This is a genomic window from Streptomyces herbicida (assembly GCF_032656585.1).
GTDB classification, from domain to species: Bacteria; Actinomycetota; Actinomycetes; order Streptomycetales; family Streptomycetaceae; genus Streptomyces; species Streptomyces herbicida.
In genome coordinates this window covers 1-22,194 of the sequence record NZ_JAUYWJ010000042.1, presented here as the reverse complement: position 1 = coordinate 22,194, position 22,194 = coordinate 1, and the positions used below count along the sequence as shown (strand labels likewise).

24 protein-coding genes and 1 pseudogene are annotated in these 22,194 nt (G+C 70.8%); 13 read left to right on the top strand and 12 right to left on the bottom strand.

The window, feature by feature from the left end; genetic code table 11:
* Positions 1–184: 184 nt before the first annotated feature.
* The 3 genes from Q8A52_RS46425 (at position 185) to Q8A52_RS46415 (ending at position 3,167) form a co-directional block, all read left to right on the top strand.
* Positions 185–1,759 (top strand): ABC transporter substrate-binding protein, encoded by a 1,575-nt coding sequence (locus Q8A52_RS46425; RefSeq protein WP_316764270.1) that lies wholly within the window; start codon positions 185–187, stop codon positions 1,757–1,759.
* A gap of 91 nt (positions 1,760–1,850) precedes the next feature.
* On the top strand, positions 1,851–2,534 hold the full coding sequence (gene ung / locus Q8A52_RS46420) for a uracil-DNA glycosylase (RefSeq protein ID WP_316764266.1): 684 nt from the start codon (positions 1,851–1,853) through the stop codon (positions 2,532–2,534).
* A gap of 120 nt (positions 2,535–2,654) precedes the next feature.
* A complete protein-coding gene (locus Q8A52_RS46415) occupies positions 2,655–3,167 on the top strand; it encodes a hypothetical protein (protein ID WP_316764264.1) in 513 nt (170 codons plus the stop codon).
* Positions 3,168–3,185: 18 nt separating this feature from the next.
* Here Q8A52_RS46415 and Q8A52_RS46410 read toward each other — a convergent pair whose 3' ends face one another.
* The gene (locus tag Q8A52_RS46410) at positions 3,186–3,647 is read right to left on the bottom strand and encodes a hypothetical protein (protein WP_316764261.1); all 462 of its coding nucleotides are present in this window, start codon (positions 3,645–3,647) and stop codon (positions 3,186–3,188) included.
* 154 nt (positions 3,648–3,801) lie between these two features.
* Between Q8A52_RS46410 and Q8A52_RS46405 the strand changes: the two genes are divergently transcribed.
* Genes Q8A52_RS46405 through Q8A52_RS46395 form a run of 3 tightly spaced genes read left to right on the top strand, consistent with a single transcriptional unit; the run spans position 3,802 to position 5,588 of the window.
* A complete protein-coding gene (locus Q8A52_RS46405) occupies positions 3,802–4,386 on the top strand; it encodes an FAD-dependent monooxygenase (RefSeq protein ID WP_332845908.1) in 585 nt (194 codons plus the stop codon).
* Positions 4,387–4,411: 25 nt separating this feature from the next.
* A complete protein-coding gene (locus tag Q8A52_RS46400; RefSeq protein ID WP_316764256.1) occupies positions 4,412–4,666 on the top strand; it encodes a hypothetical protein in 255 nt (84 codons plus the stop codon).
* Between the two features lie 10 nt (positions 4,667–4,676).
* Positions 4,677–5,588 carry a Gfo/Idh/MocA family protein gene (locus tag Q8A52_RS46395; protein WP_316764253.1) on the top strand — a complete coding sequence of 304 codons (912 nt, stop codon included), beginning with the start codon at positions 4,677–4,679 and terminating at the stop codon, positions 5,586–5,588.
* On the opposite strand, the gene lnt is transcribed toward Q8A52_RS46395, so the two are convergent.
* Together lnt and Q8A52_RS46385 are read right to left on the bottom strand one after the other, a co-directional pair.
* Positions 5,506–7,071 carry an apolipoprotein N-acyltransferase gene (gene lnt, locus Q8A52_RS46390; RefSeq protein ID WP_316764250.1) on the bottom strand — a complete coding sequence of 522 codons (1,566 nt, stop codon included), beginning with the start codon at positions 7,069–7,071 and terminating at the stop codon, positions 5,506–5,508. The two genes, Q8A52_RS46395 and lnt, sit on opposite strands and share 83 nt — an antisense overlap.
* 71 nt (positions 7,072–7,142) lie before the next feature.
* Positions 7,143–7,628, bottom strand: coding sequence for a nuclear transport factor 2 family protein (locus Q8A52_RS46385; protein WP_316764247.1), 486 nt, complete (start codon positions 7,626–7,628; stop codon positions 7,143–7,145).
* A 141-nt stretch (positions 7,629–7,769) separates the two neighbouring features.
* Between Q8A52_RS46385 and Q8A52_RS46380 the strand changes: the two genes are divergently transcribed.
* On the top strand, positions 7,770–8,474 hold the full coding sequence (locus Q8A52_RS46380) for a hypothetical protein (protein WP_316764245.1): 705 nt from the start codon (positions 7,770–7,772) through the stop codon (positions 8,472–8,474).
* 29 nt (positions 8,475–8,503) lie between these two features.
* Here the strand turns inward: Q8A52_RS46380 and tgmB are convergent, their stop codons facing one another.
* The 4 genes from tgmB to Q8A52_RS46360 form a co-directional block, all read right to left on the bottom strand.
* The gene (gene tgmB, locus Q8A52_RS46375; protein WP_316764242.1) at positions 8,504–9,460 is read right to left on the bottom strand and encodes an ATP-grasp ribosomal peptide maturase; all 957 of its coding nucleotides are present in this window, start codon (positions 9,458–9,460) and stop codon (positions 8,504–8,506) included.
* 14 nt (positions 9,461–9,474) lie between these two features.
* Entirely contained in the window at positions 9,475–9,666 is a 192-nt protein-coding gene (tgmA, locus tag Q8A52_RS46370; protein WP_316764239.1) for a putative ATP-grasp-modified RiPP, read from the bottom strand.
* Between the two features lie 472 nt (positions 9,667–10,138).
* Entirely contained in the window at positions 10,139–10,318 is a 180-nt protein-coding gene (locus Q8A52_RS46365; RefSeq protein WP_316764237.1) for a hypothetical protein, read from the bottom strand.
* Positions 10,319–10,566: 248 nt separating this feature from the next.
* Entirely contained in the window at positions 10,567–11,442 is an 876-nt protein-coding gene (locus tag Q8A52_RS46360) for an undecaprenyl-diphosphate phosphatase (protein WP_316764234.1), read from the bottom strand.
* A 484-nt stretch (positions 11,443–11,926) separates the two neighbouring features.
* Between Q8A52_RS46360 and Q8A52_RS49390 the strand changes: the two genes are divergently transcribed.
* Entirely contained in the window at positions 11,927–12,349 is a 423-nt protein-coding gene (locus Q8A52_RS49390) for a hypothetical protein (protein ID WP_408649380.1), read from the top strand.
* Between the two features lie 6 nt (positions 12,350–12,355).
* Here Q8A52_RS49390 and Q8A52_RS46345 read toward each other — a convergent pair whose 3' ends face one another.
* Complete coding sequence (locus Q8A52_RS46345; protein ID WP_316764232.1) at positions 12,356–12,826, bottom strand: winged helix-turn-helix transcriptional regulator; 471 nt, start codon at positions 12,824–12,826, stop codon at positions 12,356–12,358.
* A gap of 118 nt (positions 12,827–12,944) precedes the next feature.
* On the opposite strand from Q8A52_RS46345, the gene Q8A52_RS46340 reads away from it, so the two are divergent.
* Positions 12,945–14,114, top strand: a complete 1,170-nt coding sequence (locus Q8A52_RS46340) for a thiolase family protein (RefSeq protein ID WP_316764230.1) — start codon at positions 12,945–12,947, stop codon at positions 14,112–14,114.
* 7 nt (positions 14,115–14,121) lie between these two features.
* Here Q8A52_RS46340 and Q8A52_RS46335 read toward each other — a convergent pair whose 3' ends face one another.
* Positions 14,122–14,907, bottom strand: a complete 786-nt coding sequence (locus Q8A52_RS46335) for a TVP38/TMEM64 family protein (RefSeq protein WP_316764228.1) — start codon at positions 14,905–14,907, stop codon at positions 14,122–14,124.
* A 49-nt stretch (positions 14,908–14,956) separates the two neighbouring features.
* Between Q8A52_RS46335 and Q8A52_RS46330 the strand changes: the two genes are divergently transcribed.
* The 3 genes from Q8A52_RS46330 (at position 14,957) to Q8A52_RS46320 (ending at position 18,097) form a co-directional block, all read left to right on the top strand.
* Positions 14,957–15,679, top strand: coding sequence for a DNA alkylation repair protein (locus tag Q8A52_RS46330; RefSeq protein WP_316764225.1), 723 nt, complete (start codon positions 14,957–14,959; stop codon positions 15,677–15,679).
* A gap of 269 nt (positions 15,680–15,948) precedes the next feature.
* Positions 15,949–17,127 carry an elongation factor Tu gene (gene tuf, locus Q8A52_RS46325; protein ID WP_316764222.1) on the top strand — a complete coding sequence of 393 codons (1,179 nt, stop codon included), beginning with the start codon at positions 15,949–15,951 and terminating at the stop codon, positions 17,125–17,127.
* Positions 17,128–17,251: 124 nt separating this feature from the next.
* Positions 17,252–18,097, top strand: coding sequence for a spermidine synthase (locus tag Q8A52_RS46320; protein ID WP_316764219.1), 846 nt, complete (start codon positions 17,252–17,254; stop codon positions 18,095–18,097).
* Between the two features lie 366 nt (positions 18,098–18,463).
* Here Q8A52_RS46320 and snpA read toward each other — a convergent pair whose 3' ends face one another.
* The 3 genes and pseudogenes from snpA to Q8A52_RS46305 all read right to left on the bottom strand — a co-directional run bounded on the left by snpA (position 18,464) and on the right by Q8A52_RS46305 (position 21,274).
* Positions 18,464–19,273: a snapalysin gene (gene snpA / locus Q8A52_RS46315; protein ID WP_316764216.1), complete on the bottom strand. Its 810-nt coding sequence runs from the start codon at positions 19,271–19,273 to the stop codon at positions 18,464–18,466.
* Between the two features lie 520 nt (positions 19,274–19,793).
* A pseudogene (locus tag Q8A52_RS46310) lies at positions 19,794–20,128 on the bottom strand (MFS transporter); the annotation flags it as partial.
* 135 nt (positions 20,129–20,263) lie between these two features.
* Positions 20,264–21,274 (bottom strand): hypothetical protein, encoded by a 1,011-nt coding sequence (locus Q8A52_RS46305; RefSeq protein ID WP_316764214.1) that lies wholly within the window; start codon positions 21,272–21,274, stop codon positions 20,264–20,266.
* Between the two features lie 316 nt (positions 21,275–21,590).
* Between Q8A52_RS46305 and Q8A52_RS46300 the strand changes: the two genes are divergently transcribed.
* Positions 21,591–22,028 carry a DUF4442 domain-containing protein gene (locus Q8A52_RS46300; RefSeq protein ID WP_316764353.1) on the top strand — a complete coding sequence of 146 codons (438 nt, stop codon included), beginning with the start codon at positions 21,591–21,593 and terminating at the stop codon, positions 22,026–22,028.
* The last annotated feature ends 166 nt before the right edge of the window (positions 22,029–22,194 follow it).

Here is a 22,194-nt window from a genome sequence, read left to right as displayed (position 1 = left end):
GCGCACAAGGGCGCCGTTTCCTTGACGGAATCGGCGCCCTTGTCATTGTTGGGGAGAGGCCCGGAGGGATGACAACGTCGTCATGAACAAGCTGATCAAGACCCATGTACGAAGCAGGTTCACCCGGCGTGTCACTGCGGTATCGTCTGCCGACCCTTGGTATGGCGGATCGAGGAGCGTGCGCGTGTTCAACCGGAACCGATGCCTACAGAGAATGGCGGCGGTTGCGTCCATATCCCTGGTGGCCGGGTGCAGCGTCTTTTCCGACGGCAACCAGGACAGCGGTGGACCGATCGTGGTGGGTACGACCAGTGCCCCCAGCACGCTGGACCCCGCCGCTTCCTGGGACCAGTCCTGGGAACTTTTTCGCAACATCTACCAGACCCTGCTCAGCTACCCCAACGGCGCGACCACACCGCAGCCCGACGCGGCCGAGAGCTGCAAGTTCTCGCAGTCGAACACCGTCTACACGTGCGAGCTCCGCTCGGGCCTGACCTTCTCCAACGGGCACAAGCTGGACGCACAGGCCGTGAAGTACTCGATCGACCGCATCGAGAAGATCAAGGTCAACAGCGGCCCCGCAGGCCTCCTCGGCAGCCTCGACCGGGTCCAGGCAGTGAGCGAGCGCGAGGTCGTCTTCCACCTGAACAAGCCGGACGCCACGTTTCCGTTCGTGCTGGCCACGCCCGGCATGTCGATCGTGGATCCCGCGGAGTACCCGGACAATGCCCTGCGCAAGGACGGCAAGGTGCTCGGCTCCGGCCCGTACAACCTGGAGTCCTACCAGGAGGGCAAGCAGGCCGTGCTGGTCGGCAACAAGCACTACAAGGGTGCCGCGGAGCGCAGAAACGATGCGGTGACCATCCGCTACTACCAGGACTCGCGCACGCTGGCCGACGACCTGCGTGCCAAGAAGCTCGACCTCACCTTCCGCGGCCTTGCCGCCGATGACGTCATCTCCTTCCAGGGCCAGGGCTCCAGGGACATCGACCTCATCGACGGGCCGAGCAACGAGATCGAGTACCTGGTGTTCAACCCGAAGGACCCCTGGGCCCGCAAGACAGCGGTCCGCAGGGCCATCGCCCAGATCGTCAACCGGAGCGAGATCGCGCACCGGATCTACAAGGACACCGTGGAGCCGCTGTACTCCATGGTCCCGGCCGGCCTGACCGGGCACAGCACCGCCTTCTTCGACGACTTCGGAGACCCCGACGTCGGCAAGGCCGCCAAGATCCTCAGCGAAGCGGGCATCAACCAGAAGGTGCCTCTCACCCTCTGGTACACCACCGACCGCTACGGCTCGGCGACCGCGAAGGAGTTCCAGGAGATCAAGCGCCAGCTCGAGGCGTCCGGCCTGTTCACCATCACCGTGCACGGCCGTCCCTGGAACAAGTACGTGGTGGGCTACCAGAAGGGCGAGTACCCGGTGTTCGGGCGCGGTTGGTCCCCCGACTTCCCCGACGCCGACAACTTCATCGCCCCGTTCGTCGGCCAGAACAACGCGGTCGGCACGCCCTACCCGTCGCCCAAGATCACCGATGATCTGCTGCCCGCCTCCCGCCGTGAGAGCGACCGCTCCCGCGTGGTGAAGGAGTTCCGGGAGGCGCAGACGATCCTGGCCGACGACGCGCGGCTGCTGCCGCTGTGGCAGGGCAAGCAGTACCTGGCCGCGAGCGCCGACATCTCCGGCGCGGAACGGTCGCTGGACCCGTCGGCGATCATGATGATGTGGGAGCTGCACCGCAAGACGAGCTGGTGATGTCAACTCGCGGCACCGATTGTCAGTGGGCGCCTGTAGGTTCTGAGCACTGCAACACCTGCAAGTGACCGCACACCGTGAGGACGTTGACGTGACCGACATCGCCATGCTGCCCGAGTCCTGGCGCGGGGTTCTGGGCGACGAGCTGCAGCAGCCCTACTTCAAGGAGCTGACGGAGTTCGTCGAGGAGGAGCGGGCGAAGGGTGCCGTCTACCCGCCGCGTGAGGAGGTCTTCGCGGCGCTGGACGCGACTCCGTTCGAGAAGGTCAAGGTGCTGATCCTGGGCCAGGACCCCTACCACGGCGAGGGTCAGGGCCACGGCCTGTGCTTCTCGGTCCGGCCCGGGGTGAAGACCCCGCCCTCGCTGCGCAACATCTACAAGGAGATGAAGGAGGAGCTGGGCACGCCCGTCCCGGACAACGGATATCTGATGCCGTGGGCCCGGCAGGGCGTGCTGCTGCTCAACGCGGTGCTCACGGTCCGGGCCGGCGAGGCCAACTCGCACAAGGGCAAGGGCTGGGAGAAGTTCACGGACGCGGTGATCCGCGCGGTGGCCGACCGGCCCGACCCGGCGGTCTTCGTCCTGTGGGGGAACTACGCGCAGAAGAAGCTGCCCCTGATCGACGAGACCCGGCACGTAGTGGTCAAGGGCGCGCACCCCTCGCCGTTGTCCGCCAAGAAGTTCTTCGGCTCCCGCCCCTTCACGCAGATCAACGAGGCGGTTGCCGCGCAGGGCCACGAGGCGATCGACTGGACGATCCCGGACCTGGGCTGACCCGCCCCGAGGGCGGTCCCATGTCGTACGGGGCCGCCTGACCGGGTTTGTCCGTGCCGCCGGTTAGCGTCGGGGGGACAGCCGACTGGGCCTGTCGTGCGGATCAGCCTGGAGGACTCGGTGGCGGAGCGACAGGAGCGGACGGCGCCGGACGCCGTGCTGACCCGGATCGGGCAGGTCGTCATGCTGCATCACGGTGGAGACCGCGAAGAGGCCAGGAGCCGTCTGCTGGACCTGTGGGCGGAGGTCGGGCAGGACGGGGACCCGGTGCACCGCTGCACGCTCGCGCACTACCTGGCCGACACCCAGGACGACCCCTCGGACGAACTGGCCTGGGATCTGCGGGCGTTGTCGGCGGCGGAGGAACTCTCGGCAGAGACGACGGGCCCGACGGCGCTGCGCACGTTCTATCCCTCCCTGCACCTGAATCTTGCCACCGACTACATGAAACTGGGCCGCTCCGAGGCCGCCCGCGCCTATCTGCGTCGCGCCCGCGGCGCGGCCGGCGCCCTGGCTGACGACAGCTACGGGGACGGCATCCGGGCGGCGATCATCCGGCTGGAACACCGACTGGGCGAGGAGGACTCCCCGGGAGGAGACCCCTGGGGCCCACCCCGCCGTCGGCCGACCTGAGCCTGCCCCGCCGCCGACTCACTGGCCGTACGTCCGGCGGCAGATCACCGCCTCGGGGCTGTCCGGCCGCCAGCCGCCGTATTTCGTCCCCAGCGAGCACACGTCCGGGGCCTGGGGGACGGACCGGGGCACGTCCGGGATGCCGGCGGGGGGCTGGTGCCGGGGCTCACGGTGTGGCTGGGGGGCCGGGTGTGCCGCGGGCGCGGGAGAGCGGTGGGGCTTGGACAGCTGTGGGGGAAGGGCCGGGTTGCCGGAGCGCTTCGGCCTGCGGGGTGGGCCGACCATTTCCAGCGCCTCCCGGGCCGGCGCCTGTACGACCCTCGGCTTCGCGCTGCCGTCCGTCCGGGGCGCCGAGGACTGCGACGGTGCCCCCGCCGGTGGTGGCCCGGGCGTCGGCGGCCGCTGGACGGTCACACAGCCGGAGAGGGCCGACACGGCCACGGAGACCAGGAGCGCTGCGGAGGTCGTCGATCGATGCACCCGCGCAACTCTGCTGCGTCGGCTCCGGCGTTGGAACAGGGTGAGGACGGATGATCCCTCACAAGGGTGATCTCCCGCCCCGTACGAGGGACACCGGAGACCCCGGGCTGACGTCGGCCCCCCAGGTGGCGCCGTCTCCAGCGGCCCAGCATCCCTGACGGCAGCTCCCGCAGCCCCGCCCGCACCTCGTCCAGATCCGGCACCTCCGCGCGCCAGTACATGCCGGGCCGCCGCCACCGTCACCGACCCCGGCGGCACCGACCGGCGCGCCCGAGTCACCACCGACGACGGCGAGCTGGAGGCCGACCTGGTGGTCGCCGCCGACGGCATCCACTCCGCCGCGCGCGGCGTGCTCTTCCCCGGGCATCCCGGTCCGGTCCACGCCGGCTTCACCACCCGGCGGGTCGGATCCCGGTGCCCGGCGCCGAGTTCGCCTCGCACGAGACCTGGGGCAGGGGCCGTATCCGGGGCACGCACCCCCGCAAGGACGGCCGGGTGTACGCATTCGACGCGGCCACGACCCCCCGCGGGGGAACACCCGCCGGACGACGAGCGGGCCGAACTCGCCCGCCGGTTCGGCGACCGGCACGACCCGATCCGCGCCGTCATCGCGGCCGCCCGCCCCGAGGACGTGCTGCGCCACGACGTCCACCGCCCCGCCGACCCGCTGCCCGCCTTCCACCGCGGGCGGGTGGCCCTGCTCGGCGACCCCGCCCACGCCATGCCGCCGACCCTGTGAGAGGGCGGCAACCAGGCCGTCGAGGATGCCGTCGTCCTCGCCCACCATGCCCGCGACCTGCCCGCCCGCACGGCCGCCCCGTACGACGGCGATCGCCCGCCGAGCCGTCAAGGTTGCCCGGCTCAACATGACCGGCAACCGCGCCGTCATCGCCGTACGCAACACCACGCCCGCCGCACCGTCGCTCGCCGGACCGGCGCTCTTCCCGCGCGGCTTCGACGGCATCGCCGACCGGCGGCCGCCGTATGCTTCCGGGAGGGCACCGGTAGGCAACCGCTAGGGGAGAGCACGTGAAGGTCGGCTGCATCGGACTCGGCGACATCGCGCAGAAGGCGTACCTGCCGGTGCTCGGCATGCAGCCCGGCATCGAGCTGCACCTGCAGACCCGCACGCCCGAGACCCTCACCCGGGTCGCCGACGGCCTCCACCTCCCCGCCGACCGGCGGCACACGACCCTGGACTCCCTGCTCGCCCAGGACCTCGACGCCGCCTTCGTGCACGCGCCCACCCCCGCGCACCCCGAGATCGTCACCCGGCTCCTGGAGGCGGGCGTACCGAGCTACGTCGACAAGCCGCTCGCCTACGAACTCGCCGACTCCGAGCGCCTCGTGAAGCTCGCCGAGGAGCGCAACGTCTCCGTCGCCGTGGGCTTCAACCGGCGCTACGCCCCCGGGTACGCACAGTGCGCCGACCACCCGCGCGAGCTGATCCTGATGCAGAAGAACCGCATCGGGCTGCCGGAGAAGCCCCGCACGATGATCCTCGACGACTTCATCCACGTCGTGGACACGCTCCGCTTCCTGGTGCCGGGCGCGGTCGACGACGTGACCGTGCGCGCCCGCCTGCAGGACGGGCTGCTCCACCACGTCGTGCTCCAGCTCGCCGGGGACGGCTTCACCGCGCTCGGCGTGATGAACCGGCTCAGCGGCTCGGCCGAGGAGATCCTCGAGGTCTCCGGGCAGGACACCAAGCGCCAGGTGGTCAACCTCGCCGAGGTGATCGACCACAAGGGGCAGCCGACGGTGCGGCGGCGCGGCGACTGGGTGCCGGTCGCCCGGCAGCGCGGTATCGAACAGGCGGTGCTCGCGTTCCTCGACGCCGTGCGCGCGGGCAAGGTCCTCAGTGCCCGTGACGCACTGGTGACTCACGAACTGTGCGAGCGGGTCGTACACGCGGTCCAGGAGCGCTCCGGCGCAGCCTGACCGCCCGTACCCCCTCGGTCACGCCCAGGGCGGCCAGCGCGAGCAGGGCGGCGTTCACCGGCCAGTCGCCGTAGCGGACATACGGAGTGATGCCGTGGGCCAGGGGCACCTCGTACACCTCGGCGGTGCTCGCGTCGGTGCCGAGCCACGGGCCCAGGCGCTGTCCGCTCGGGCCGTAGACGGCCGAGACACCGGTCAGCGTCGCGTGCACCATGGGACGCCCGGTCTCGGCGGCGCGCAGCGCGGCCAACGAGGCGTGCTGCTCCGGGGCCCAGCTGTGCTGGAACGTCGACGTCGCGGACTGGCCGAGCAGCACGTCGGCGCCGTCCTGCGCGAGGTGACGGCTCATGTCGGGGAACGCGGTCTCGAAGCACACCATCGGGCCGATGCGCAGCCCGTGCCCGACGTCCATCACCACTTGCTCGGTGCCGCGCCGGCGGTCCTCGCCCGCCGCCTTGCCGACCGAGGTGGCCCAGCCCAGCAGCGAGCGGGCCGGGATGTACTCACCGAACGGGACGAGCCGCATCTTGTCGTAGCGGGCCCGGGTCGGGCCGTCCGGGCCGATCAGGACCGAGCTCTTGTAGATGCCGGGCCGGTCGGAGCGGCGGGCGTCCACGTTGACCAGGATGTCCGAGCCGGTCCGCCGGGACAGGGCCGCGACCCGTTCCGCCAGGTCCGGCCGGTCGCCCAGGTCGAAGCCGACGCTGCTCTCGCCCCAGACGATCAGGTCGACGTGCTGCCCGGCGAGCCGCCGGGTGAGCTGCTCCTCACGGGCGAAGCGCTGGTCGGCGCCGTTGATCACACCGGGCTGTACGACGGCGATCCTGACCCGTCCGTCGACGTCCGGGCGGGGCGACCACACCCAGGCCGCCGAGGTCGCGGCGGCCGTGGCGACCAGCGAGGCGACGGCGGGTGTACGGACCGCGCGTATCGCCACCAGCATCGTGACCGCGACATTGACGGCCACCACCAGGAAGCTGAGCAGCCACACCCCGCCCACCGAGGCCAGCCGCAGCGCCGGCTCCACCTGCCATTGGCTGGAGCCGAGCATGCCCCAGGGACCGCCCAGCCCCTGCCAGGACCGGACGAGCTCCACCACCAGCCAGGCGGACGGCAGCACCACCAGGGCCACCGCGCCCCGGCCCGGCGAGGGCACCCCGCCCAGGAACCGGCGCACCAGCCAGCCCCAGGGCGCCCAGAGCGCGCCCAGCAGCCCCGCGATCAGGAAGATGAAGACGTGCAGGCTGGGCAGCAGCCAGTGGTGCACCGCCACCATGAACCCGAGCCCGCCCAGCCAGCCGTCGTACGCCGCCCGCTTCCCGGTCGGGGCGGAGCGGGCGAGCAGTATCCAGGGGACCAGGGCGACGTACGCGAACCACCACAGCGCGGGTACCGGGAAGGCGAACACGGGCAGGGCTCCGGCGAGGACGGCGGCGGCGGAGCGACGCCACGGGGAGGCGAGCCAGCGGTCGATCGTCTTCATACGTCGCCTCCTACCCAGCGGCTCCTTCCAGTGTGGCCGCCAAGAAGCCCTCCCGGACAGAGGGCCTCGGCTCAGCCGGTCACGGGAGCCGGGCGCGGGTCGGGCAGACGGCGCCACTTCTCCTGGACGACGACCTCGCGCAGCCGCCAGCCCTCGCCCGTCCGCAGCAGCCCGAAGGAGTACCGGCCGCCGCACACGAAGTCCGGGGCCGTGGATCCGCCGTCGCCGCCCGCGAACCGCATCGGATTGATGTAGTCGGCCTGCACCCGCGCGGTGTCCCCGGTGTCCTGCTCCAGGACCCCGAACCGCACCCGGCGGTTGACGATGAGATGCTGCCGCATCGCGAACAGCCCCAGGCTCTCGGCCAGCCACCCGGCGACCTGGCCGGCGTCCCCCTCGATCCCGCCGGCGGAACGGTAGTCCGCCCGCCCGTCCCTCGTGAACAGTGCCCGGTACGCCGCCCAGTCACCATCGTCCACGGCCACCGCGTACTCGGTGACCACTCCGTCCACGGCCAGCCGGTCCATTACGGTCGCGAGCTCCACGCGCTGCGTCATCGGCACAGTGTTGGGCACGGGACGGGCGGAGCCAAGAGGTGTGCGGGGACATTCGCCGGCCCGCCGCCCGGGGTTGACGGCCCGGAGGCCCGTGACGGGCGTCGATCATGGAGAGGCGATGACGTGGATCATGGAGTGGTGATGAAGCGGACCGAGAAGGCGGCTCCCGTGGAGCGACCAAACCGTGAACCGGACCTGTCCCCCTACCAACGGGCCTTGCGGGACCGGCTCCTCGCGGCCCCCGTGGTGCCCGCGCCCGAACCGTGGCAGCCCGTCTTCGAGTGCGAGTACGGCGTCCCAGTCGGCGGACTCCTAGGGATCGGCTTCGCCTCGCACCCCGACAGCGGCCATGACCTGGTGATGGTCGTCTCGCGCGACGGCCATGGCCTCTTCGACGCCGTTACGGGGGAGAAGATCGCCCGGGACCGCGACCCGGACCCGGAGGACAGCACCCCCGACGACACTGCCGACCTGTCGTGCCCCGGGCTGGGCCCGGTCGCCGGCAGCAGGGTGCACATAGCCGGGCTCTTCGGCGGAGGACTGCACACCACCACCGCGGACAGCTGGACTCTGGAGGTCGTCACCCCGGCCTGGCCCAATGATCGGGTCCTGCTGTCCCGCGACGGCGGGTTGCCCCACTCCGGTCCGCACGGAGAGCGGTGGTGGCACATCTTTCACTCCCACTACTCCGAACTCCGAGCCGTCGGCTTCTCTCCCTCCGGGCAGACCCTGGCCGTGGCGACGAGCAGCGACGTGTCTTTGTGGACACGCCGCGGGGCCGACACCCGACCACGCACAGCAGCGCCCCTGGCGCCGAACGCTGCTGTGCGTGAAGGCCGTGCGTGAAGTCGGGTCGTACTGGCGTGGTGGTCGCCTCACCAGTGGAGCTCTGATACCCGGCCGGCCGCCGTGCACTGTGACAGCCACAGGGCGACCGCCTCCGACACCGGCTGCCCGGTCTCCAGCTCGATGAAGCCGAACTGGCCGCCCTGATTGCACTCCAGGAACCACCAGAGGCCGTCCTCGTCCTCGGCGAAGTCGAAGGCGGCGTACGCCAGTCCGGCCAGGGCGAGGTACTCACGCACCGACCGGCCGATGCGTTCGGGTACCGGGAGCGCCTCCCAGGCGTGCTCGGTGTCGCCGTAGCGCCCGTCGACCTGGTCCGGCTCGGCCGTCTTCCGTGCGGCGAACAGCCGGGTGCCGACACAGGTCAGACGAATGTCGGCGCGCTTGGGGACGTAACGCTGCAGCAGCGCGGGTCCGGCCGCGACGGCCGAGAAGTCCGCGTCGGGCCCGATCAGGGTGGTGGGCAGGGCCACGCCGGGGTCACCGGGCGGCGGCCCCGAGGCGGACTTCACCACCACGTTCCGGTGCTCCTCCGCGAACTGCCGTGCCAGGCGCGGGGCCGTGGTGAAGACGGTCGGCGGTACGGCGAAGCCACTGAGGTGAGCCATCTTCAACTGCCATGGCTTCAGGCGGGCCCGGTCGGCGTTGCGCGGATGGTTCATCCACCGGGTGGAGGTGGAGAAGAGCATTCCGAACAGGGCCTGCCGGGCCTCGGCCGTCAGCCACGGCGAGGGGTGCGTCGCGTGCGCCGCCGGTTCGCCGGGCCTTCGCACCCATACGGAGCGCAGGCCTCCCATGCTGAGCACGTGTCCGTTCACGGACAGGTGGCCGTCGAAGTCGCCGTGGGCGTAGTGGGCGGACAACACGACCTTGTCCGGCAGGTCGGCAGGGTCCAGCCGCACGAAAGGGGTCCCCTTCTTGTGCAGCTTGGCCACCACCATGTCGGCGGTCACGTCCTCATCGGACGTGAGGATCAGTACGGTCATTCGGTTACGAAGCGTCAGTCATCGAAGTGGGTCTGGGAACCGGCGGTGGACGTGGTCGTGCCGACAGCCAGCAGCAGGTCCGGGTCACTGACGGCCGGGCGGCCGTCGGGAAGCACGTTCAACTGACGGGACTCGTCGAAGTGGTACGGCGTCACCACGGTCGGAAACGCCTTGGGCAGGGCATAGTTGAGGGTGAATGGTCGCACTCGGAACCTCCACGGGTGCAAAGGGGTTGTTCGCAGCACTTACGCGCCATCGCGTAAGGAACTGCCTCTTTCTGTCACATGGCATGGTGGCGGAGGTCATCACATGCACGCCGCATGCTTCGCATCGTCTGCATCAACAGCATCACTGTGCTCACCTTCCCCACAAGTCACACATCGGATGGAGCATCAGATCTGTCACTGAGGCACGAAAGGTGACGGCGCCCCTCACTCCGGGAGGATCTTCGTGGCCCTTGTCGGCGGAGACGGCTTCACCTGGGTCATGAGGCCGGGTACGCCGCCCAGCGAAGTCGAGGCGCCCCGGTCCGGGCTGCCGTGCCATCGGAGAGCGCATGCGCCTGCACGTCGTTCATGAGCGACATGGGAGCCATCGCCGGAGACTGATCAACCATGGGCGAATCCGCGGTTGGGCGGGAGATGGCCGCTGCTGCCGCCCCCTGATGCCGCCGGAGGCTCAGGCCGCCTCGACGATCTCGTCACGGATCGCCTCGGCCCACTCGACGACCAACAGCTCGTACTCCGCACGGTCCTGGGCCGACAGGTATCCGCCCGCACGCAGCCACAGTGCCCGGATCTGCTCGTTGACCTCTGCAGCAGACCGCACGGAACCACGGGTCACGGAATCGGGGGACATGCGGACAAGCCTAGGGGCAAGTACTGACACTGCGCTACCGGACCACTACTCAGACCGTATGCGGTTGGTCACGGCCGCGACGGCGTCCGCGTGCGCGCGCCACGGCTTTTGCGGGACCGCACGCCACGGCACGGTGACGGCCGGTCGGCGGCCGGGGGGCCTTCGCCCTTGCCACGCCGGGGTAGGACGCCCCCAAAGCCCTTCGGTACGCCGGTCTTTGGGGGATGGCCGAGATGAATCACCTTCGGCTAGCCCGCGGACTCGGCCGCATGCGGACTGAGTGCCCCCGTCGCCACCAGCGCGATGATGACGATGCCCAAAGCGATCCGGTACCAGACGAACGGCATGAAGCTCTTCGACGAGATGAACTTCATGAACCAGGCGATGACCGCATAGCCGGACGCGAACGCGATCACCGTCGCGAAGAGCGTCGGCCCCCACGCCACGTGCCCGCTGCCTGCGGCGTCCTTCAGTTCGAACACCCCGGAGGCGAGCACCGCCGGAATGGCGAGCAGGAACGAATAGCGGGCCGCCGCCTCGCGCCTGTAGCCCATGAACAGACCGCCGCTGATCGTGGCGCCGGAGCGGGAGACGCCCGGAACGAGAGCGCAGGCCTGGCAGAGGCCGAAGATGAGGCCGTCCTTGACGCCGAGGTTCTCCAGGGTCTTGCGCTGCTGGGGCGCCCGGTGCCGGCCGCCCGTCTCGTCGCGCGCGGCCAGCCGGTCGGCGATGCCGATGACGATGCCGACCACGATCAGCATGGTCGCCGTGATCCGCAGATCGCGGAACGGCCCCTCGATCTGGTCCTTCAGCGTCACGCCCAGCAGGCCGATGGGGATGGAGCCGACGATCACCAGCCAGCCCATCTGGGCGTCGTGATCCTGGCGCATCGCCTTGTCGAACAGCGACCGGAACCAGGCCGAGACGATCCGCCCGATGTCCTTGCGGAAGTAGATCAGCACCGCGGCCTCCGTGCCGATCTGTGTGATCGCCGTGAAGGCCGCACCGGGATCCTGCCAGCCCGAGAATGCCGCGGTCAGCCGCAGATGCGCGCTGGAGGAGACAGGGAGGAACTCGGTCAGCCCCTGGACGAGTCCGAGGACGAGCGATTCAAACCAAGACATGGAGTTAGGGCGTCCAAGCGCTGATCGGGGAAAGTCCGGTGAAGGTGATCATCATTCGAGTGGTGATCATGTGTGCGGAAGGCAGCGTAGCGCCCCGCCATGACGGCCCGGACACAGGGGGTTTGGGCAGGCCTTTACCAGCCGCTTACCGACTCGGGGTGTTGACCGTCCGCCATGACGCCGCTTACGTTGCACCGCGAGAAAGCGCTTGCTATATGGCCTGCTGCACCGCTTGCCACCCGCTTGCCCTACGTGCCCGCCGTCCCGGAGGAGTGCTGATCACGCCCATGCCCTACTCCACAGCCCCGCTCACCGGCCGGCGTATCAGGTCGCCGTCATCGGCACCGGCGCGGGAGCGGTCGGGGCCTTCTGCGTGGCGGCCGGGATCCCGCACGCCCATACCGACCTGGACCGGATGCTCCAGGAGTAGCGGCCCGACCTGATCACCATCTGCACGCCGCCGACGCTGCACCGCGCGCAGACCGTGGCCGCGCTGCGTGCCGGGGCCTGGGTGTGGTGCGAGAAGCCGCCGGTGCCGACGCCGGCCGACTTCGACGCCGTCGAGGCGGAGGAGGGCGCGGCCGGCGGGCCGTACGCGGCGATCGTCTTCCGGCACCGCTTCGGCTCCGGCTCCCGGCACGTACGTCGGCCACCGGGTGCCGCGCGGGGCCTCCGGCCCCGAGACGCCTGCCGCCTTCCATGGGGCCGCCGCCGCGCTCGTACGGCCCCGGCTCGCCGAATGGTGCGAGCGTCGGCGACGCGGCGGCCAAGGGGGGAGGAGCTCGACCGCCTCGCACGGGGCGATGTCTCTCGTCTGGCCGGAGCCGTCGTACGGGCCGAACGGCCTTCGGTCTACGGGAAGTTCGGGATGTGCGGACGGCTCGACGTGTACCCGCAGGGGTCGTAGGGCCGGCTACGCCGCCGACGGACCCGTGAGCGTCCAGCCCGGGGCTTGCGGGTGGGCGGTGAGGTCCTCGTGGCGCACGGGGTCGCCGCAGGCCGAGCAGGTGACGACCGCGACGAGCTCGTTGCCGCAGATGTGCTCGATCACCATGGGGCGGTCGTCGGCCCCGCGGAGATGGCGGTCGCCCCATGCCATGAGGGTCATCAGGACGGGCTCCAGCTCCAGGCCCGCCTGTGTGGGCCGGTACTCGAAGCGCTGCGGGCGCTCGCTGTAGGCGCGCTTGCTGAGGATGCCCGCGTCGACGAGCCGGCGCAGCCGGGTGGCCAGGATGTCGCGCGGGGCCCCGATGTTGCGGACCAGCTGGTCGAAGCGGCCGTTGCCGAGGCACACCTCCCGCAGCACGAGCAGGGAGTACTTCTCGCCCACGAGCGCGAGGGCGTCGGCGATGGAGCAGGGGCGCGGGTCTTTCATGGCGGCCATGGCGCCCAGTCTAGGTGAGGGTTTGATTTTCCAACTCGGCGAGTTATGGTGAGTTTGGATTTCCTACTCACCGGTAATCGCGCCGGCCATCGCCCCGGCGGCCAAGGAGGCCCGCACCATGCGTGACGCAGTCATCGTCGAAGCCGTACGCACCCCCATAGGGAAGGGCAAGCCGAACGGCTCCCTGGCCCACGTCCACCCCGTGGAGCTCCTCGCCCACACCCTGCGCACCCTCGTCGAGCGCTCCGGCGTCGACCCGGCCCTGATCGACGACGTCATCGGCGGCACCGTCGACCAGGTCGGCGAGCAGGCCATGAACACCACCCGCTACGCAGTCCTCTCGGCGGGCTTCCCCGAGTCGGTCCCGGCGACCACGGTGGACCGCCAGTGCGGCTCCTCCCAGCAGGCCGTCCACTTCGCCGCCCAGGGCGTGATCTCCGGCGCCTACGACCTCGTCGTCGCCTGTGGCGTCGAGTCGATGAGCCGCGTGCCGATGTGGTCGAACGTGCCGCCCGGCAAGGACCCCTTCGGCCCCGGGGTCGCCGAGCGCTACCCCGAGGGGCTCGTCCCGCAGGGCATCAGCGCCGAGCTGATCGCGGCCAAGTGGTCCATCACCCGCGAGCAGATGGACGCCTTCGCCGTCTCCTCGCACCACAAGGCGGCTGCCGCCTGGGACGCGGGCCTGTTCGACGCCGAGGTCGCGCCCCTGCAGGGCGTCACCCACGACGAGTGCGTACGGCCCTGCAGCACCCCCGAGATCCTCGGCGGCCTCAAGCCGGCGTACTACGACCCCGGCTTCGCCGAGCGCTTCCCGCAGATCGAGTGGAACGTCACCGCGGGCAACGCCAGCCCGATCAACGACGGAGCGTCCGCCGTGCTGATCACCTCCAGCGAGACCGCGGCCCGCCTGGGCCTGCGCCCGATCGCCCGCCTGCACAGTTTCGCCGTCACCGGCTCCGACCCGCTGCTGATGCTCACCGGCGTGATCCCGGCGACCGAGAAGGTGCTCCACAGGGCGCACCTCACCCTCGACGACATCGACCTGTTCGAGGTCAACGAGGCCTTCTCGAGCGTGGTCCTGGCCTGGCAGCAGGAGACCGGCGCCGACCTCGCCAAGGTCAACGTGCACGGCGGCGCGATCGCCATCGGCCACCCCCTGGGCGCCAGCGGCACCCGCCTGACCACGACCCTCGTCCACGCGATGCGCGAACGCGGCGCCCGCTACGCCCTGCAGACGATGTGCGAGGCGGGCGGACTCGCCAACGCGATGATCCTTCAAGCCGCGTAACGGCGCGTCAGGGCGCGCGCAGGTGGTGGCGCTTGCGCCAGGCCACCACCGCGCCCACCAGGGCCGGTACGGCGATGCACGCCATCGCGAGCAGGAAGGCCGGGGACGTCGGCGTCGAGGCGCGGGCCCCGGCGACGGCATACGCGGCGGTGTTCGGGACCGAGCCGAGCGCCGTCGCGAGCAGGAACGGCAGCCAACCCATGCGGGAGACGGCGGCGCAGTAGTTCGCCGCCCAGAACGGCACTCCGGGGAACAGCCGCGCCGCCATCATCGAACGGAAGCCGTGCCGGCTGAGCTGGCCGTCGGCGGCCTTCAGCCAGCGGCCGCGCAGCAGCGGGCGCAGCGCGTCCTGGCCGAGGATCCGGCCCAGGCCGAAGGCGACCCCGGCGCCGAGCACCGTACCGGCCAGCGCCGTGCCGAGCCCCATCTGGGAACCGAAGAGAGCACCGGCCGCCAGGTTCAGCAGCGGCCGCGGCACGAACGCCACCGTGCACAGCCCGTACGCCGCCGCGAAGACCACCGTCGCCGCGGCGCCGCCGAGCTGGGGCGGCCAGCCGTGGGTGATCAGTCTCTGCGGCTCGAACAGCAGCATGGTCGAGGCGGCCGCCGCGAGCAGCGCCACGAGCAGGGACAGCCGCGACCAGGGAGAGAGCAGCATGCGCGTGCAGCGCGCGACGAAACCCGCGCGCGAGAGCGGCGCAACGGTGACGGCCGTGGGGACGGCGACGGCGAGCTCCGTGGCGGCGGCCCGGGGAGAGGCCGTGGCGGTGCCAGAGCGGTTGGCATCGAGCATCCGGTGACACTAACCGACACATGTGTGTGATCGCCGTATGGTTCGCCTCATGACCGTCACAGGTGCCCGCCCGGCGGACGTGCCGCCCAGCGATCTCGCCGACACCGTGCTGGAGCGGGTCACCGCCGCCTACGCCGCCGCGGCCGACCCGGAGCGGGCAGCGGCCATGCGGGCCTACATGAAGGACGTGGCCCCCTTCCTCGGCATCCCCACCCCGGCCCGCCGCGCCCTGTCCCGCACCGTCCTCGCGGGCACCCCACGCCCCGACGAGGCCGACTGCACCGCGATCGCCCTGCGCTGCTGGGCGCTGCCGCAGCGGGAGTACCACTACTTCGCCGCCGACTATCTGCGCCGCCACGCGGGGCGCTGCTCGTCGGACTTCCTGCCGGTGGCCCGGCACCTCGTCACCACCGTCCCCTGGTGGGACACGGTCGACCTGCTCGCCGCCCATGTCGTCGGCGCACTCGTCGCCGCCGACCCGAAGCTGGCCGTCGAGATGGACCGGTGGATCGCGGACGACGACCTGTGGGTCGCCCGCACCGCCCTGCTCCACCAACTGCGCCACAAGGAGCACACGGACACCGACCGTCTCTTCTCCTACTGCCTGCTCCAGTCCGGGCACACCGACTTCTTCATCCGCAAGGCGATCGGCTGGTGCCTGCGCGAGTACGCCAAGACCGACCCGGAGGCCGTACGGTCCTTCCTCGCCCGTGAACGGGGGAGGTTCGCGCCGCTGACGGTCCGGGAGGCGCTGAAGAACATCGGCGACTGACGAGGCCCGACGGCCGGACCCGCTCCGGCGGAAAACCATTCGACGCGGGACAGGGCGTCGGCGATGATCGTCGACATGTTCCGGTACGCCTTCGTTCTCGCAGCATCCGCGGTCGCGGATGCTCCGAAGGCTGCCGTCCCGATCATCCTGGCTGCTGCCGACGGCGCCCGAAGCTGACCCTCCCCGGATCGTCCGGCGGACCCCGCAGGGGGAGGGTCGGCCAGTCCTCGGGGTCCCCATCACCACTTACGAGGCTTCGAGGTAGAGCCATGCCCAAGACGGCATACGTGCGCACCAAGCCGCACCTGAACATCGGCACGATGGGTCACGTCGACCACGGCAAGACCACCCTGACCGCGGCCATCACCAAGGTGCTGGCCGAGCGCGGCACCGGCAGCACCACCGAATACGTTTCGTTCGACCGCATCGACCGCGCCCCGGAGGAGGCCGCCCGCGGCATCACCATCAACATCGCGCACGTCGAGTACGAGACCGACACCCGGCACTACGCGCACGTGGACATGCCGGGCCACGCCGACTACGTCAAGAACATGGTCACCGGCGCCGCGCAGCTCGACGGGGCGATCCTCGTCGTCTCCGCGCTCGACGGGATCATGCCGCAGACCGCCGAACACGTCCTGCTCGCCCGCCAGGTGGGCGTCGACCACATCGTCGTCGCCCTCAACAAGGCCGACGCCGGCGACGAGGAGCTCACGGACCTGGTCGAGCTGGAGGTACGGGAGCTGCTCACCGCGCAGGGTTACGGCGGCGACTCCGTACCCGTCGTACGGGTCTCCGGGCTCAAGGCCCTGGAAGGGGACCCGCGCTGGACGGCCTCGATCGAGGCGCTGCTCGACGCGGTGGACACCTATGTGCCCATGCCCGAGCGGTATCTGGACGCGCCGTTCCTGCTACCTGTGGAGAACGTGCTCACGATCACCGGGCGGGGCACGGTCGTGACCGGCGCGGTCGAGCGCGGCACGGTCCGGGTAGGTGACCGGGTCGAGGTGCTCGGCGCGGACCTCGAGACCGTGGTGACCGGGCTGGAGACCTTCGGCAAGCCGATGGAGGAGGCCCAGGCCGGGGACAACGTGGCGCTGCTGCTGCGGGGTGTCCCCCGGGACGCGGTCCGCCGCGGGCACGTGGTGGCCGCGCCGGGCAGTGTGGTGCCCAGCCGGCGCTTCTCCGCCCGCGTGTATGTGCTGTCGGGGCGCGAGGGCGGTCGTACGACACCGGTCTCGAGCGGTTACCGGCCGCAGTTCTACATCCGCACGGCGGACGTGGTCGGGGACGTCGACCTCGGTGAGGTGGCGGTCGCTCGGCCCGGGGACACGGTGACCATGACCGTGGAGCTGGGGCGGGACGTGCCGCTCGAGCCGGGGCTCGGGTTCGCCATCCGTGAGGGTGGGCGGACAGTCGGGGCGGGGACGGTGACGTCCCTGGGCTGACCGGTGCGCCGGGGCCTGCGTGGCTGGTCACGCCCACGCGGCGGAGCCGCACATCGGTACAGCCCCGCGCCCCTTCCAGGGGCGCGGCAGCCCCGGTGTCATCCCTCACCGGCACAATGGGGACGTGAGCGAACCGATACCCGTCACCCGTGTCACCGACCACGGCACCGCCAAGCTGATGCCCGACGTCGACCGTGAGCGGGCCTGGTTGCTCACGGTCGACGGGGCGCCGCAGTCGTACGTGGACCTGGACGCGCCGACGCATCTGGAGTTCGAGTACGCGCGGCGGCTCGGGTACGTGCTGGACACCGTGGGGGAACCGGGGCGGCCGTTGGACGTCGTGCACCTGGGCGGGGGAGCGCTCACCCTGCCCAGGTACCTCGCGGCGACCCGGCCGGGCTCCCGGCAGGACGTCGCGGAGGCCGACCGGGGGCTGCTGGAGCTGGTGGGAGAGCATCTGCCGGTGCCGGAGGACGCCGGGATCGCCGTGCACCCGGCCGATGCCCGCGCCTGGCTCGAGTCCGCCCCGGACGACTCGGCCGACGTGCTGATCGCCGACGTCTTCGGCGGCTCCCGGGTCCCCGCACACCTCACCTCGCTCGCCTACGCCCGCGAGGCCGAGCGCGTCCTGCGTGCCGACGGGGTCTATCTGGCCAATCTCGCCGACGCCGCGCCGTTCCCCTTCCTCCGGTCCCAACTCGCCACCTTCGCCGCCGTGTTCGAGGAGCTCGCGCTGATCGCCGAGCCGGGTGTGCTGCGCGGCCGCCGGTTCGGCAACGCGGTGCTCGTCGCCTCGCACCGCCCGGTCGACGCGGGCGCCCTGGCCCGCCGCACCGCCTCCGACGCCTTCCCGGCGCGGGTCGAACACGGCCCCGCGCTGCGCGAGTTCATCGGTGGCGCCCGTCCGGTACGGGACGAGGACGCCGTACCGTCACCCGAGCCCCCCGACGGCGCGTTCGGCATCGGCTGAGCCGTTCGCGGCCGTCCGCGGCGAACCCTGGGCGGTGACCGGCCCGGTGCGGCGGGTCAGAGCGGGGATCTTGGTGCAGCACCGTTGGTCAGCCGACGCCTGCGCCGAGGGCGGCCACATCTCGGGCCCTGGCCACTACAGCACGTCTCACGTATGTCCGTTGCCCCTGTCCCGGCCGCCTGAGCACAGGGCAGGTGCTGGTCACCACCCGCCGCGACCTGCCGTAACAAGACCTCGGCACCCCGCTGTATCTGGCAACCCTCGCTCGGCCCCGACCACCCCACCACCGCTACTCGTCTGGTCAACCTGGCCAGCACCTTCAGCGCGCTGGGGGTGTCGTGCCGAGGCTCTGCCCCTGCCGTGGGATCAGCCAATACGGATCAGGACGGGTGCGGGTGCCGGCACGGTGATCGCGGGCGTGCTGGGGGCCTGGGCACCGCCCCTGATCGGTGCCCCGCCCCCACCGGCGACACCGCCTGCGAGCGGGCCGGCGGTTTCGGGTGATCGTGCCGTGCCCGGGGCCTGCGCGAGTCCGGTGGCCCACAGCTGGTCGACACGCGAGCGCTCGGTGACGTTCGGGTAGCGGTTGGTGCAGGACGGGCCGGCGGTGCCGCCCGACATCAGCTCACCGCACGGCCCGCCGTAGTCGTCCGGCAGGCCCAGCACGTGCCCGGTCTCGTGGGTGACGACGCGGATCGAGTCGTACTGCTGGCTCTGGGTGTAGTCGAGGAAGACGTAGCCACTTCCGTGGCCGTTGGTGGAGGTGTAGGACCCGCGCGGGTCGTTGCCCTCGCGGTAGGAGAAGTCGGCACCACCGCTCGACGCCTCCCGGAGCTTGACGTTGGACTCGGAGCTGTTCCAGATCGAGGCCGCGCTCGCTATCTGCGAACGGAAGCTCGGTGCCTGGGAGGCGTTGTAGTAGACGGTCACCGCCTGCGCGTTCGGCTGGGCGGCGCGCTTCTCGGCGACGGACTTGAGCACGGCCTCGAAGAACGCCTTGTTGTTCGCGGCCTCCTCAACCGACCCGGCGTACCGTGCCACGGAGGTACCGGCGGCAGCGGACGGGGTGGCGGCTGTCCGGGCGCTCGCCGGCACCGCCGCGCCCAGCGCGCTGGATGCCAGACCCAGGCCGAGAGCGAGGGTGAGGAGTCTCGCGGACGTTCGGGACGATTTCATGTGGGGGGCTCCTGCTCACTCGGTGACGCCGAGCGCCCGGTGCGCGGTCGACACTGCGTGCACACCGGTTCCGAACTGCGGCGACGTCCTGTGGGTCGTCATTCTTAGAACGGCTCGACAGGGAGCGCAAAGGGTCCCGCCACTACGTCGCCTCGTAGGTCCCTGGACCTCGCCAGGGCAAGTGCACGAGTCTCCGTTCCGCACATGGCGTCAGGAGGGAAAGGTGTCGCGGCGTCAGAAGCCTTGCATCATGGGCCAACGGGCGTGGGGGCCGGCCGGGGGAATCCCGGGACGCGCGGCGGGATCCACATCCGGGCCAAGACGGACAAATCCTTAGATGTCCGCCATGCCGCATCTACTAAGCGTGCCGGATTGTTGGCGGGGCGCTGTGACTGACGTCATAGAACATGAGCTTCCGTTGCTTTCGCGCCCCCACCGGCCCCGGGGTGCCCCCAGGGAGTCACCCTCGGCGCTGGGCGGCATCCCTCCCCGCTGAGCCGCCGCTCAGGCCTGATCAGGATGGAGGCCGCCGGACCGAAGAACCCCTGCCCGGTGCCGCCCGGCGCGGCGAGCAGCATCATCTGCCACATCCAGGGCTCCCCGGCGAGGACGAGCAGCGCAAGGCCTCCTGGGAAAGGCGGTTGAGGGCGTTGGCGGCCACCATCACCCGGTGCCTGGGATGCGGTCCGCCACCGCTCCGCCGATCGGCAGGAGGAGTAGCAGCGGGAGTGTGCGGGCGGCGGCCACCAGTCCCACGTCGCCGCCGTCGCCGCCCGCGTCCAGCACGGCGAACGCGGCGGCGATCAGCGGGCCGTTGCCGCCGAGGCTCGTCACGATCGCCGCGGCGGTCAGCAGGGAGTAGTTGCGGCCCGCCCCAGGAGGGTTTGAGCAAGCAGGAGGGGGAGTCGGCGGTGGAGGTCACCGGCCGGCCGTCCCCGCCGAACGTCCGGCCCGCCAACCGAATTGTGCGCCTTCATGCCACCCCGCCGGTCAGCTCTCGGTGGGCTCCCCGTGCAGCCGTACCGTGCTGAGGATCTTCATGATGGTCGCGGTGTCGACCTCCTCCTTCACGCCCTTGGCGCCGTAGAAGTTGAACGACACGATGTCTCCGGCAGAGTTCTCGAAGCCGAAGGTGAGCGACTTGCCGTCGGTGGCGCACTTGCCCTTGCGCGGCGTGTTGGTCGAACGCGCCCAGGCGTAGGCGCCCTTGATGCCCGACTTGGTCGTGAAGTCCGTGGCCTTCTTGTCGTAGGTGATGCTCTTCTTGTCCGGCTGTGTGTAGCCGCCGTACACCCACCAGGGGACTTCGCGGATCGCCGCGTCGCCGGCGCTCTTGGCACCGCTCTCGCCCTTGGTGCCCACCGCGGCCAGCGCCGTGTCGTCCGTCCTGCCGTCCTTGTCGTCGTCGGACGTGCACCACTTGGACTTGTACTCGGCCGGTGCCGACATCGTGATGAGGGCCTTGCCATCGCTCGATTTGCGGTCCGAGAAGCCGATCTGGGTGCCCGGGCTGTCGACCTGCCAGTCCGCAGGCACGTCGAATGCCGTGCCCCACTTGGGGTTGACGACGACCTTCCAGCCCGTGATGAGCGGCTTCTCGGTCTCGTCGCCCCGCGGGTTGTCGTTCGAACCGGACGAGGTGGCGGTGGGCTTCGGGCTCGGCGACTGGCTGGTCTTCTTGCCCGAACCGCCGTCCGCCTTGTCGTCCTTGTTCCCACCCAGGACGAGGAATCCGGTCACACCCGCCGCGACGACCACGGCCACCGCAGCGACGATCGCTATCAGCTTCGTCCGGTTTCCGCCGCCACCGCCCTGCGGCGGCTGGGGCCCGCCCACCGGTGCCGGAGCGCCCCACTGCGGCTGCTGCCCATAGGGGTTCGGCTGCTGATACTGCTGGTAGCCGGCCTGCTGATACGGATTCGGCTGCTGGTAACCCGGCTGCTGATACGGGTTGTTCTGCGGGTTCTGCTCGCCCCCGGGCGGCTGCTGTCCTGGCCACATGGGCAGCTACCCTAGTGGCGCCAGGGACACGATTCGGTCACCACCCCTTGTCAGGGACGTACCGAATCAAGGAATGCATCCCACCCAACGGACGCGCCGCCTCAGGAGTCCGACCGGCGTCGTGCAGCCGCACCGTGCGCAGGAGGTCGCGGGCCGTCGTGTCCGCGACCTCACATCCGGTGACACCGGCAGCGACGACCGGCCAGGCGGCTGTTCCCCAGGTCACATGCGCCGTAACGATACAGCGACCACCGGGCCCGACCCTGGCCAGGTTCGGCTACTCGTGAGTAACATGGCGGCCATGAGCGCAGACCAGATGTCGATCGGCGAGTTGCTCGCCGCCACGGTTCCGATGGTGCGGACCCTGAACCTGGAGTACCTGGAGACCACTCCGGAGCGGGCCGTGCTGTCCCTGCCGGACCAGAGCGAGTACCGCAACCACGTGGGCGGGCCGCACGCCGGGGCGATGTTCACCCTCGGTGAGTCCGCCAGTGGTGCGATCGTCCTCGCCGCCTTCGGCGCCCAGCTGTCGCGCGCCGTGCCGCTTCCGGTCACCGCCGAGATCGCGTTCAAGAAGATCGCCCTCGGTCCGGTCAAGGCCACTGCGACCCTCGGCCGCCCCATCGCCGATGTCGTCGCCGAACTCGACGAGGGCAAGCGCCCCGAGTTCCCGGTGGCCGTCGCCATCCAGCGCGAGGACGGCGCCGTCACCGGTGAGATGACGGTGACCTGGACCCTCCGCCCCAACGGCTGACGTCCGCCGCGCGGATCTTGGCACAGGCCCCGGCCGGATCTTGGGTTCTAGTGGTCGTCGCAACACCCCAGCTGGTGGGGTGCGATGGACTTCAAGATCCGGGAGAACCGGGGCAAGGCTCAGGGCCGCAAGATCCTGGTCCGTGAGCGGGAGGAATACTTCCGGC